The organism is Caballeronia sp. (assembly GCF_049581465.1).
GTDB lineage: Bacteria > Pseudomonadota > Gammaproteobacteria > Burkholderiales > Burkholderiaceae > Caballeronia.
The window spans coordinates 1-12,312 of sequence record NZ_JBAUSA010000009.1 but is presented as its reverse complement, the minus strand read 5'-3'; the positions used below and the strand labels follow the sequence as shown (position 1 = coordinate 12,312).

At 57.6% G+C, this 12,312-nt stretch carries 10 protein-coding genes and 2 pseudogenes; 4 read left to right on the top strand and 8 right to left on the bottom strand.

Annotation, left to right across the window (positions count from 1 at the left end; all coding sequences use genetic code 11):
* The coding region (locus tag WCA53_RS00180) for a porin (RefSeq protein WP_423903958.1) at positions 1–528 on the bottom strand (528 nt) is incomplete at its 3' end.
* Between the two features lie 226 nt (positions 529–754).
* Positions 755–1,819: a LacI family DNA-binding transcriptional regulator gene (locus WCA53_RS00175; RefSeq protein WP_423903956.1), complete on the bottom strand. Its 1,065-nt coding sequence runs from the start codon at positions 1,817–1,819 to the stop codon at positions 755–757.
* 162 nt (positions 1,820–1,981) lie between these two features.
* On the opposite strand from WCA53_RS00175, the gene WCA53_RS00170 reads away from it, so the two are divergent.
* Positions 1,982–2,752, top strand: a complete 771-nt coding sequence (locus tag WCA53_RS00170; protein WP_423903954.1) for a DUF3047 domain-containing protein — start codon at positions 1,982–1,984, stop codon at positions 2,750–2,752.
* A gap of 213 nt (positions 2,753–2,965) precedes the next feature.
* Here WCA53_RS00170 and WCA53_RS00165 read toward each other — a convergent pair whose 3' ends face one another.
* Both WCA53_RS00165 and WCA53_RS00160 read right to left on the bottom strand, forming a co-directional pair.
* Positions 2,966–3,343 (bottom strand): gamma-glutamylcyclotransferase family protein, encoded by a 378-nt coding sequence (locus tag WCA53_RS00165; RefSeq protein ID WP_423903952.1) that lies wholly within the window; start codon positions 3,341–3,343, stop codon positions 2,966–2,968.
* A gap of 605 nt (positions 3,344–3,948) precedes the next feature.
* A complete protein-coding gene (locus WCA53_RS00160) occupies positions 3,949–4,635 on the bottom strand; it encodes a DUF3313 domain-containing protein (RefSeq protein ID WP_423903950.1) in 687 nt (228 codons plus the stop codon).
* Positions 4,636–5,355: 720 nt separating this feature from the next.
* Here WCA53_RS00160 and WCA53_RS00155 point away from each other — a divergent pair.
* Positions 5,356–5,442, top strand: a pseudogene (locus WCA53_RS00155) (integrase); the annotation flags it as partial.
* An 11-nt stretch (positions 5,443–5,453) separates the two neighbouring features.
* On the opposite strand, the pseudogene WCA53_RS00150 reads toward WCA53_RS00155, so the two are convergent.
* The 4 genes and pseudogenes from WCA53_RS00150 to WCA53_RS00135 form a co-directional block, all read right to left on the bottom strand.
* A pseudogene (locus tag WCA53_RS00150) lies at positions 5,454–5,570 on the bottom strand (transposase); the annotation flags it as partial.
* Between the two features lie 3 nt (positions 5,571–5,573).
* A complete protein-coding gene (locus WCA53_RS00145) occupies positions 5,574–6,146 on the bottom strand; it encodes an OsmC family protein (protein WP_423903947.1) in 573 nt (190 codons plus the stop codon).
* A 45-nt stretch (positions 6,147–6,191) separates the two neighbouring features.
* On the bottom strand, positions 6,192–7,124 hold the full coding sequence (locus WCA53_RS00140) for a hypothetical protein (protein WP_423903944.1): 933 nt from the start codon (positions 7,122–7,124) through the stop codon (positions 6,192–6,194).
* A 304-nt stretch (positions 7,125–7,428) separates the two neighbouring features.
* Positions 7,429–8,472, bottom strand: a complete 1,044-nt coding sequence (locus WCA53_RS00135; RefSeq protein ID WP_423903943.1) for an AraC family transcriptional regulator — start codon at positions 8,470–8,472, stop codon at positions 7,429–7,431.
* Positions 8,473–9,162: 690 nt separating this feature from the next.
* Here WCA53_RS00135 and WCA53_RS00130 point away from each other — a divergent pair.
* Together WCA53_RS00130 and aceE are read left to right on the top strand one after the other, a co-directional pair.
* Positions 9,163–9,327, top strand: a complete 165-nt coding sequence (locus WCA53_RS00130; RefSeq protein ID WP_423903941.1) for a hypothetical protein — start codon at positions 9,163–9,165, stop codon at positions 9,325–9,327.
* A gap of 496 nt (positions 9,328–9,823) precedes the next feature.
* The coding region (gene aceE, locus WCA53_RS00125) for a pyruvate dehydrogenase (acetyl-transferring), homodimeric type (RefSeq protein ID WP_423903939.1) at positions 9,824–12,312 on the top strand (2,489 nt) is incomplete at its 3' end.

Genomic DNA, 12,312 nt, shown 5'->3' with positions numbered 1-12,312 from the left:
CTGGTTGCCGAACGCGTACTGCCCCTGCACGTCGAGGCCGTGCCAGACGGGGCTGTGATATTCGACGTTGTTGTTCGTCTGCTGCCAGTTGCGCCCGCGCACGAGTGAGGCCGACGAGACCGCCTGCTGCACGAACGGATCGAATGCCCACACACCGTCGCTGTCGATGAAGAGATTGCGGCCCGCCTGTATCTGGCCCCACGTCTCACTCTTCAAGCCGACGTACGCGCGGCGCGAGAACAACAAGCCGCCGCCTGTGGTGCCGTTCATGATCTGCAGCGCGGTCTCGAGGTCGAACAGCGCGCTGTTGCCGCCGCCCAGGTCCTCAGTCCCCTTGAAGCCGAGCATGCTCGTGCCCCAGTCGCCTCCTTCCGCGTTCCAGCGGCTCAAGTTGCCGCCCGTGCCGTTGGCGATGTGATTCAGGTACTCGACCCCGCCGTCGATGCGGCCATACAGTGTCACGCTCGACTGTGCCAATGCGGCCGTGCTGGCCGCGAGCAGCACGAATGCGCCCAGTTTTTTTTTCACGTCAGCTCCCAGGTGGACTGTTCTTTTCGTTGTCCGGACCGTCCCGAGGCCTGCACAAGCGGCGCGATTCATCCAGCACCGCGGGCATGCTCCGCGCGGCGCTCTGCGGCAACGCATCATTCAATGCGGACCGGCCGAGCACGTGGCGCCTGACAAATATAGCGCGCCCCGTGAATCGGTGGGCGTAACTAGTCCACACGCTGATGCAATCAGCGCGCTACAAGGGCTATTCCGTCGGCGGGGCCTGCCGCCCACCGAATCGCTGCTCGACAGATTGCGGGATGTTCGCCGGGGTGACGACGACCACCGACGATGATAGTCCGACAGCCGATGCCGGCAGCAGCTTATGAAAGTGCATGATGTGATGGCACGCAGTTCGCATGTCCTGTCGCAGGTCGTGATGCAACACGGCGCTGAGTTTCCCATCTCGAAGCAGCGTGACGTTGTCCCTATCCAGGTCGTGCCCAATGAAACACTTCGGCGTCTGTCCAATCGACTTGAGGGCGCGAAGTATCGCAACATTTCCCCCACCCATTGAGTACACCGCCACGATTTTCCCGCCTGAGCCAGCGGCTCGCCTCACCCGCTCCTCCGTTTCAGCGTCGAGGCCGTGACCGCCGCTAGCATCAACAAGTGTCAGCTTCGGATATCGTCGCTGTAACTCGCCACGAAAGCTCTCTTCGCGGTCTTCTTCCCCTCTGAAGCGCTCGTTACTCATTGTGACCAGGACATCTCCTTCCCGGCGAGTGAGCCATTGACCAATGAGATAGGCAGCTGTTGCGCCAGCCATTCGATTGTCGAGGCCGGCGTAGGCGATGCGCGCGGACTGAGGGATGTCCGTAAAGATAGTGACGACGGGGATACCCCGTTGCTGCAAGTCGCCAACAGCGTCGGCAACTTCCGGGACATCCCGCGCCTTGAGGAATACGCCGTGACTGCCTCTTCGGCCAATTGCTTGAAGTGCGTCCACGACCTCCGCTGTTGTCATCGTGTCCTGCATCAGAAAGCGCGGACGGAACACGGCCGGATGCAGGCTGGGCAGCTCCGACTCCAACGCTTCGCGTATCTCATCGGAAAACCTGCGCGGTGCTTCCACGACAACATCGACAACAAGTTTGCGTCCGCTGGTCGCCAACTGGAACTGCTGTTTTTCCAATTCCTTTATTGCGTGCTGCACACGCTGGCGTGTGTGTTCACGTACATGTTCGCGTCCGTTCAGCACCCGGTCCACCGTGGCGAGGCCAAGGCCTGCCTGGAGGGCGATTTCCTTCATGAGAAATCGATGTGCCACGGTAAGCACCTTGGTCAGTTTTCGCCATTCAAACGACAATGCCGATTCACGGTCCGGCGTTCAGAGCAACAGGACCTAACCGCCGGCGTAAAGGCTCCGCTGAAATGCCGTCAGCTGAGTCGACTACAATGGATGTTAGCCAAAAGATGAATACGACCAGCCATGCATCTTCCCTCGATCCATCGAGCGCGGAAACGAACAGCCCGGCCAGTCTGGATCGCCGTGTGCATCGCGCTCCTTCTGTTGCCGCCAGCCCTCCTTGCCCAGGACGAAAAGCCGGGTATTGTCTTTTCCACGATCGAGCCCGGCGCACCACTGCCCGCAGGCTGGAAGAACCTGCCGGTCGCGCACGGCAAGCCCTTGACGCGATACACGCTCGTTCGCGACGGCCACACCACCGTCCTGCAGGCGGACGCGAACCGCTCTGCTTCTGCGCTGATGCACGAGGGTAATATTGACCTCGTCCGCACGCCCGTCGTGGCATGGCGCTGGAAAGCAGAGGGACCGATCGAGGGTGCCGACAACCGCGTCGGATCGAAGGAAGATGCGCCAGCGCGACTGGTGTTCCTATTTGACGGCGACAAAAGCAAGCTGTCGTTTTTCGACCGGGCCAAGATGGACCTGGCAAAGAAACTGGGTGGCGAAGAGCTACCTTATGCCACGCTGATGTATATCTGGTCGACCAACGCCGCGCCAGGCACCGTCATTGCCAACCCTCACACGGAGCGCGTACAGATGATCGTGGTCTCCGGTCTGTCCGGCGATGCGGGTCAGTGGCAAAGCCTGCGCCGCAATATCGTGCAAGACTACGAACGGGTCTTTCACGAATCGCCAGGACGAATCACCGGCTACGGGCTGCTGACGGATACCGACAATACCGGTACTATGACACGCGGCTGGTACGGAGACGTCGAGTTCCTGCCCGGTCCTTAATAACGCGAAGCAGCCGAACTAACTGAGCCCGTCGGCGCGATGCGGGTGGCTGTCCTTCAGTTCTTTCGCCGTAAGCTGCCATCGAAAACATTCTCCCTGCGCCAACGACAGCTTTGTAGCATAGGTCAGCGGGTACAACCGGCCAGCAAGAGACCGTCGTCTTTCATTAAGGATGACGGTTGATCTCGCGAAAGCGGTCATTTGAAGTTCCGTTCATTGCGCTGGGCGCGGCGATTCAGCATCGACATATACCCATGCCGACACGCCAGAAGCGAGTAGCACACGATCACGCCGATAGGCTGCGACTTCATATTCATCCGCATGCTCAAGCTCTTCCACCGTGATGGCGAACGCCGTCCCGCTCACTTTGTCGCTCGCATTCCCGCTATACGTTACAACGGGGTGATGCGTCTTCCCGCTGGTCGCAACAACCTCGGGGTCTTCGATCTTCAGCAACGTCAGCGCATATCCTCGCATTTCGTCAACGTGGCCAACGAGCTTACGGCCGAACGTCGCTAGCTGCACTTGCTCCAGTTGCAGCGTGCCATAGGAGAAAAGGTTTTCTGAGAATGTGTGATTGGTGTGGGACATGACGTGATGATGTGTGTCGAAAGCATAAGAAGTGATTCTACAGCGGGCTGCGCATGCAGGTTCATCTATAGGCCCACGAAAGCCTGAACTATCAACGTCCACTTTGTTGAGACTTTCGCCGATCGATTGAAACGATCGTAGGGCTGAACGACGGGTCGATTTCTGCCGATGGCTAACGGGTACAAGCCGGCCAACATGAGCCGGCCGGGGAAGACAGAGTGGGGCCGTGAACAGCCGCTCGCCTACAGAACGCTTGCGCCGATCGAATGACCGCTCGGCTGACCTGACCAGCCATCTGGGTAAGGAAAAGGCGTCGAAGTTTCGCGTGCCCTTCTAAGATAAGAGCGAAGGGCGGTGGTCGAAAGGTGAAGCGATATTTTCGGTCAATTGTCTCGATACCGATGCCAGACTTCCACACCAACCACTGGCCGAACCAAATTCCGGTCGGTTTTCCAGATGCGGACGGACCGTCAGCCCTTAGGTGCCTGGTGTGTCGGCGTGCCAGTGCGGCGCGGAATGGGGATCGAGGCGTCCGGACATCCGTTCTCAGTGCCGCACTCCAGGAAGTGTGATCTGGAAGCGGCACTCGGTACAAGAATGTCACATCACGATGCCGGGGCGCCTGACCTAAGCTGGTTCAGGCGTTTGGCCGACAGGTCCGCCCAATATTCCATCGCGTGCTCTGCGTCCGACCATTTCCCGCCGCCCGCATTTTTTATGCTCATTCCGCCGGACTGGCCGTCCACTGCTTCGATGAGAATCTGCCCGGTTCCACCGTCCGTTACCTCGCCTTCGCTCTGCGCCGATCCGACGAAGGCATAGGTGTCCGTCCCGAGGCTCTGCGCCGCATCTAGCAACCGTGCCTGCGGGATGACCACCGAGATGGTACGCAATCCCGGGTCCTCCTTCGTAACGTGCGTCAGGGCGACGCGGACTACCAAAATGTGCGGGCCTTGAGAGTCAACGACCGGGAGCACCGTCGATAGATGCTTCTTCATCGTGCTGTAGTAATAGGCCGACAATATTTGCTGCTCTTTCGCATCGATTTTTGAGTCGGCATCGCTGATGAACACTACTGGCTCAAGGAAAATTGCCGTGTAGGATTTCCAATCTACATTGGAATTGACGTAGCGAAGCCGTGCCTCGCCTTCTTTGCCCGGATGCAGCAAGGGATAATTGGTCAGAAACCCTGATCGCGATGCTTTCTCGACCTCGGAAAGCGGTTGCTCGCTTGTAACAGAGCAGGCGACCAATCCGATCACCGCCAGCAGAGAATATATGCTCTTTGACATCGCCTCTCCCTCCGTTCTGAACGCTCGCGCGCGCGAAATATTACGGTCATTTACCGCAGAAGAAATGGAAGACTCATGCTAATGCGCCCGACGCTCGCACACCGACTCGGGCCTTTCGTTGTAACGCATGCCTCAGCTAGCGCAGACTTATCTCAACATGAGTTGCCCAGCATAATGTCTGACTCTCGGTTGACAATCCGCATGCGCCTCGCCGCGGGGCGTTCCTCACCTTGCTGGTTCCATTATTGATAGTCGCTTTTCAATCGCAACGCTAGTGGACTTTGGTCGTATTCTCGCCCTATATTCATCCGGAGGGGTCTATGCGGCTACACCGCAGTCGCCACGCTGGCTCTGAACACGTGGATCGCGAAACCCAGCTTGAGTCGAGGCTTCCTTTCAATCGCGCTTTACCGCGCAAGCTTGCCGAGCGGCGGCGGTAGTGTGCCGAGATATGCGGGGGAAAGCTGAGGGCGCAAACGCCTGAGTGACGAGGATGGGCATCGGATAGGTTGTAGATGTTCAGTAAAACGTCCTGCCCCGGAGGGCAAACCCGATGCGTTTGCGACAGCCAGCGTAATGCGAGTCTGCGGTCGAGTGAAGCGTTCGTCGCTGGTGATCGCGATCTGATGAGGTCGTTGATGAAGGATACACTTCAGGAGCAAGTTGAGAGCATGCGATCTGACCAAACTGCGAGTGCGTGATATGGACCAAGAGATCAAGACAGCGAGACTGTCGCCGTCGGACTTTCTGTTCCCGAGCAGAATTCACGAGTCGCCGCACCTCTCGACTCGCCAGTACTCACTGATCGGTCGGACGCGGCGCGTATAGCGTGAGAGGTACTCGAGGAAGCGGTGCCGAAAGAGGCGCGAGAGTACACGCAGGGGCAGGAAGAAGCCCCGCCGACATGCTACCCAGCGCTCACTGTCAGGCGAAAGCGTTCACCCGACCACGAGAGTCGATTTCAGGACGACGGCGTTCGCCAGATTGTAGACGTTGGGAGAAGTGGCCAATACCGCGTCATGGATTTCGGCAAATTGTTGCTTAGTACCGCTGCCCTTGATACGAACGGTGTAACGCAGGCTCTCGTAGCCGTTTGCAACTTGCGGGTCGATCCCAAGAAAACCCCTAAGGTCGATTTGACCCTCCGTCTCAATCTCCAGGGATTCGAGCGTAATCCCGCGGACGGCACATTGCGCCACGTAGCCCACCGTGATGCAGGCATTTAGCGCCGCGATCAGATGCTCCTGAGGATTGGCGAACTTGTTCGAGCCACCGAGCTCGCAAGGCTCGTCGATATCGATCGTGAACCGGCGCGACACGTCCTGCCCTCCAATAGAGAACCCCTCTACCTCGGCGCGAGTCCGAGTCTGGCCCTTCCAGGTCGTAGCAACGCGCCAGCTGGTGGTGGCTTTCGAGACATTGTCCTTGACGCTTTCAATCAGGGCGAACAGATCGTCCACGTTGAGACCGTTGACGACGTTAGGTTCATTGGCCTGTGCATTGGCATTCATGTTTTATCTCCTTTAAAAACGTGGATTGTTCAGCTTCGGCGAATCTCATTGCAGGGTGGCTAGTGCAGCCCGGATACGCATGCCCTGGTCTTCGGAGATGAGGTTATAAAGCACCTCCCTGAAATGGGGATGACGTACACCCGAGTGGATGTATTGCCACCGATAAGCCTCAAGGAAATTTGCTTCGACCGACAGGGTTTCCGCTTCGTAGACTGCGCGGCCGCAGTGGGTCACGAAGTAACGCGCGTCGGCCGCGGCCTGCGCCTGCAGAATGCCGTCGATCGCGGCGACCAGTTCAATGAACTCGTCAACAGCCTTGTCGCGATCACTGGCCGTCACAGTGGCGTCGTGACGGACCCATTCGAGCTCATCGACGATGGCGTGCTGGCTTTCCTCCTTCCAATGGTAGAGGAACACGTTCTTGAATAGCTCCGATAGCTGATCGTCTGGATCGATACTCTGGCGGTAGTGGAGCTGGCTGAATAGTTCGATATCCAGCGTCAGCGCCAATACGGCCCACGTGCTTTTCCCGAGGACTACAGACGCAACGGCATCCGGATCGACGTCGAAGTGATACCCGGGGGGAAGGGTTTCAGCGATCATCTCATCGATGCGGCGAAACAGCGCCTGATGCTTAAGCTCCTCGTCGCTAAAACGGACGAGCGCCTCAAGCGCCACCTGGTCGCCGAGCCAATAGTCACGGCTGATTTCCAGCACCTTGGCGTTGATAAAGCGCTCTACCAGTCCGAACACGTTGGCATACGTGCGTCCCTGGATCTGGCTGACGAAACGTTTCTCGCTCTCGGAGAGCGTGAAGAAATTCGGAGCCAGTGAGAGTCCGTCGGGAAGATATTTCTGGGACATGTCAAAGGTGAGGCCTCCAATCACGTCACGCTCGATGTCCCAACTGACCATCTTTGAGGCGCGAATGCACCGGGCGTAACGATCGCGGTCGGAGGGTCGCGATACTGCGTTCATGGCATTTCTCCCAATACGGACCGACGTGCGGTCGAGCTGTGAATGTTCATCTACCGGCCAGAACCACATGGCTGATCTGGCATCCGGTAAGCTCAAATGTACGATTGGGAGACGCGAGGTTCTATGATCGGGCCGCCGGAAGATATGGCCGAAACGCCGGGGCAGCTTTGACGCGTGCGGATGAATGCTGCGTCGGGCACGGCAGGGGGCAAGCTAGCGATTTGGCCAATCGGCGCAATGAGCCACCGATCAGATCGTGCGCTTGCTGGTGTTATCGAGGCACCGTTGTGCTTATCAGTCGGCGTCACTGATCCGATAGTGGCGTGATGGTACTCGCGCCGAGTGCGGCCTGCGCCGATTCGGCAGAGCCATTCATCTTTCCTTTGCTCTTGCGCCAGCCAGCCGGAGGCATTCCAAATTCTCGCCTGAAGGCCCGACTGAACGCTGCCTCTGACTCGTAACCGATCTGCTCCGCTACAGCGGCGAGCGACTTACGGCCGATCAGAAGTTCCTGCGCCGCGATCTGCAGTCGCCATCGCGCCAGGTACTGCATTGGCGGTTGTCCAAGAAGATCGGTGAAGCGCTGCGCCAACGCGGAGCGCGATAACCCCACCTTGCGCGCGAGTTCATCAACGGTCCAGGGGTGAACTGAATGAGCATGGAGCAACGAAAGCGCGCGTCCCACATAGCGATCGCGCACGCCGGCCAGCCATCCTGTCTGGTGGGCAGGAAGCGCTTCGATACAGCTACGGACCGCCTCGACAAACAGGAGTTCGGACAGTCTGGCGAGGACAATCGTACCGCCCGCGCGCGAATGCGCCGCCTCGGCGGCTGCAAACTTGAGAGAGGACTCAAGCCATGCTGCGCGCGGATCGTGGCGCATATCAATCTTGAAGAGTCGCGGCAGCGATGCGAGCAGTGGGTTACTTAGCGTATCGTCGCAGGCCAAAAAACCACATACGATGCGAGTCATAGGTCCCCCGCCTCCGTGGGATAGCGTCATCACCTCACCAGGTGCTGCCGCCATGGGGCCGGCTAATAGCAACTCCGATGGCGTCGGCGAAAGATCCACGGCGCTGCCCATCAGATGCGTTTCACCTTGCGGCACCACCAGCAATTCGCCGGCATTGAGATGAATAGCCGAATCGGGGGCGTCTGCCAGTTGGGCCCAGCAGCTACCTTCTATGATCAGATGATATGAGACGACACGCTCGGATCGCGGCAGATAGGCCGCGCAAAGCGCAGCGTCCGTACGGCCGATAATGCACCACGGTGCCGTGAAGGTTCCGTTCAGATACACCGCGCCGCTTAGACGCACAGCGCGCAGAACGTCAGAAACTGCATCCATAAATAGCTCGCGTGAGATGCGATTTCCCGGGCAGGGAACCGGGATGCCGGCCATTCTTCAACGTGGCCGAGAGGTACATTTTATACCTGCCGCGACGGCAGATAACAAACGCCTTACCGGTAAATTTCACAACGCTTGATGCATCGGCGCGCGATTCGTGTGGATGTTCGCGCGTGTCCCTTAGCGAGCATGTCTGACCCCGATTGGTTCCGGCGTCAGGTCGTGCTGAGTTTGCCCGTCCTTCTGTCGTTCATCGTCTTCGAGACAACCGCGGTTTGGATTCGCGGTGTGCCGGCTCGGCGACGTCTCGCCCCATCATCACAGCCCCAGCGGGTCTGCCTCGATACCCTTGAGTGTGGGCGCATCGCTGCCTGATACAACCGCGTGCAACCAGATCGCGCCCTTCTGCAGGAGGACCGGACAAACTTTCTGGACGACATGCAATGGTTAGGCGAACCATAGGCAAGACCTGGACGATCGGGCAAAAAACGCCGACGCACGAGCAGGACGGCAACAGGTCGCGAGAGGCAGAGTTCATCAAAGGACGGGACAGGACAGATCAACTTCACCCGTGCTTCGCGGCCAAGCCTTCCACGGATTCCGGAAGCCCGGCGTGCCTCCAAACTTGCGCAGATCGGTTCACGCACAGTGGCTTACCGGTTCGTGCAAACGAAACCGCGTGAGATGTCGATGAAAAGCCTGATAAGCCGTGCGATGTACCACCCGCTCATCGCGCTATCCATGTTGTATTTGACCGACCTGATGCAAAACGTCGACTACAGTCCGGCCGGCGCTCTGCTCGTTCTGGCAGCGAAATCTATGTCCCGTGTGGTGAGCCTCGTCAACAAGGGGTAGTGCCATACGTCGATACAGCACGCCAGGTGGATTAATCGAACGCAAGGTGAATTGTTAAGAATTCGTGCCCTCAGTGGCGTACACGCGTCTCTCAGGGCTATGAGAAAAATTCGGTGATATCAAATCCTCTTCAGGTTTAGCCAGAGTTTTTATTTGGTTCGAAATTCATGTAGGTCTCACAAAGACACTATGGTATGTAAGGCTTTAGAAATATTTTTTAGCTGATCACGGTGCTTCGTGCTGACTTTCTGGAATGCGTCGTTTCTGCTCTGAATTCACCGACTAGCTTGATTCCGAACAATTCTCCAGAAGCGAATGCAGTCGATTAATACGTAGAGTTGCGGCGCAGCAATTTATCACATTATGATATTTACTCTCACGATTCGAAAAAACTGCTTGTGTAACGAGTTCGGCCATCTTTAGAATCTGCGCATCCGGTGATGGGTATCGAGCTTCATTGTCTGTTACAAAGCATTCCTTAATTTAGGAGGCAAGCATGTCCGCAGTCCCGAATGATGTTTTGAAGTACGTCCGCGATCCGCAGAATGACGACGATCCGCAAGAGACTGCGGAATGGCTAGGTGCTCTTGACGGTGTCATCGCACACGTTGGCACGGAGCGCGCGCATTTTCTCATCCAGCAGCAGATCGAATTCGCGCGCATGAATGGTGAGCATCTACCGTTTTCTGCCAGTACGTCGTACATCAACACCATCCCGACCGGGAATCAAAAGAAGATTCCGGGCGACCAGGCCATCGAGCATACGATTCGCTCCTACACTCGATGGAACGCTATTGCGATGGTTCTTCGAGCCGGAAAGGAGACGAACGTAGGCGGTCACATTGCCTCGTTTGCATCTGCGGCAACTTTATACGACGTTGGTTTTAATCATTTCTGGCATGCCGCCTCGGGTAACCACGGAGGCGACCTGGTCTTTTTCCAGGGCCACTCGTCGCCCGGAATCTATTCGCGCGCCTTTCTTGAGGGGCGGCTGACCGAGTCAAAACTCGAAAATTTTCGGCAGGAAGTGGGTGGTCAAGGGATGCCGTCGTATCCCCATCCATGGCTGATGCCAGATTTCTGGCAGTTCCCGACTGTGTCGATGGGCCTTGGCCCAATCATGTCGATCTATCAGGCGCGGTTCATGAAGTACATCGAAGCGCGCGGCGTTGCCAAGACGCAAGGCCGGAAGGTCTGGGCGTTCCTGGGTGATGGTGAGATGGACGAACCCGAGTCGATGGGCGCGATCGGTATGGCGGGCCGCGAGCGACTGGACAACCTCATCTTCGTGGTGAACTGTAACCTTCAACGCCTCGACGGGCCTGTACGAGGCAACGGCAAGATCATCCAGGAACTGGAAAATCTGTTTGGCGGTGCCGGTTGGAACGTGATCAAAGTAATTTGGGGCAGCCGCTGGGACTCACTGCTTTCTCTTGACCACGACGGCGCGCTGATGCGAAGGATGATGGAGGTCGTTGATGGTGAATACCAGACCTATAAGTCGAAGTCGGGCGCTTTCGTACGCGAGCATTTCTTCAATACGCAGAAACTGAAGGAGATGGTCGCTGAGTGGACGGACGACGAAATCTGGGAACTCAACCGTGGCGGCCACGACCCGCACAAGATCTATGCCGCATACGCGCAGGCATCGACACCCAATGGGCGTCCAACGGTCATCCTTGCTAAGACTATCAAGGGTTACGGCATGGGCGAAGCTGGGCAGGGCATGAATAACACCCACCAGCAAAAGAAAATGCAGGTCGAGCAGTTGATGAAGTTCCGGGACCACTTCAAGCTGCCGATTTCCGACGAGGCAATTGTCGACGTACCGTACCTTACGTTTGACGAAGGTTCGAAGGAGCTCGAGTATATGCGCGCCCGTCGTCAAGACCTCGGGGGCTATCTCCCGGCGCGTCGACAAAAGGCGCAGTCTCTCCCGACACCTGCATTGAGCGCCTTCGAGGCACTCTTGAAGGGCAGTGGCGAGGGACGCACAATGTCCACCACGATGGCGTTCGTGCGTTTCCTTAACATCGTTCTGAAGGATAAGACCTTAGGCAAGCGCGTGGTGCCAATCGTGCCAGACGAGTCGCGTACGTTCGGCATGGAAGGCTTGTTCCGTCAGATTGGCATCTGGAATCAGGACGGCCAGAAGTATGAGCCTGAAGACTCCGGTCAGTTGATGTTTTATCGTGAATCCGAGACTGGCCAGATCCTGCAGGAAGGCATTAACGAGGCAGGGGGGATGTCGGACTGGATCGCGGCCGCTACGTCGTATTCGACGCACGGCGAGATCATGATTCCGTTCTACATCTTTTACTCGATGTTTGGGTTTCAGCGCATCGGCGACCTCGCATGGGCCGCAGGTGACATGCGCTCACGCGGTTTCCTGCTTGGCGGCACGGCAGGTCGTACCACGCTCAACGGTGAAGGTCTGCAACATGAAGATGGTCACTCCCTCATGTGGGCGTCGGGCATACCGAACTGCGTGAGCTATGACCCGACCTTTGGCTACGAGCTCGCGGTCATCATGCAGGACGGTTTGCGCCGGATGGTAACGGAGCAGGAAGACGTGTTCTATTACGTCACCGTGATGAACGAAAATTACGAGCACCCGGCCATTCCACAGGACGACGGAGTCGCAGCGGACATCATCAAGGGCATGTACTCGTTCCGCAAGGCTGAGGTCGACCAGAAGGCGCCGCGCGTACAACTGATCGGTGCGGGCACCATTTTCAATGAAGTGATCGCAGCAGCGGATCTATTGAAGAATGATTGGGGCGTCGCCGCTGACCTTTGGAGCGCACCCGGCATCACGGAGCTGGCGCGTGAGGGGCATGAAGTGCAGCGTTGGAACCTGTTGCATCCGACCGAAGTGCAGAAGGCTTCGCACGTCGAGAAGTTGCTGAAGGACGCCAAGGGGCCCGTTATCGCATCGACCGACTACATCCGGGCACTGACCGAGCAAATCCGGGCGTTCATCCC

Coding starts and splice junctions, on each gene's coding strand:
- WCA53_RS00145 (WP_423903947.1), bottom strand. CDS start 6,146: ATGAATGCCAATGCACAGGCCAATGAACCTAACGTCGTCAACGGTCTC.
- WCA53_RS00130 (WP_423903941.1), top strand. CDS start 9,163: ATGAAAAGCCTGATAAGCCGTGCGATGTACCACCCGCTCATCGCGCTA.
- WCA53_RS00160 (WP_423903950.1), bottom strand. CDS start 4,635: ATGTCAAAGAGCATATATTCTCTGCTGGCGGTGATCGGATTGGTCGCC.
- WCA53_RS00170 (WP_423903954.1), top strand. CDS start 1,982: ATGCATCTTCCCTCGATCCATCGAGCGCGGAAACGAACAGCCCGGCCA.
- WCA53_RS00165 (WP_423903952.1), bottom strand. CDS start 3,343: ATGTCCCACACCAATCACACATTCTCAGAAAACCTTTTCTCCTATGGC.
- WCA53_RS00140 (WP_423903944.1), bottom strand. CDS start 7,124: ATGAACGCAGTATCGCGACCCTCCGACCGCGATCGTTACGCCCGGTGC.
- WCA53_RS00135 (WP_423903943.1), bottom strand. CDS start 8,472: ATGGATGCAGTTTCTGACGTTCTGCGCGCTGTGCGTCTAAGCGGCGCG.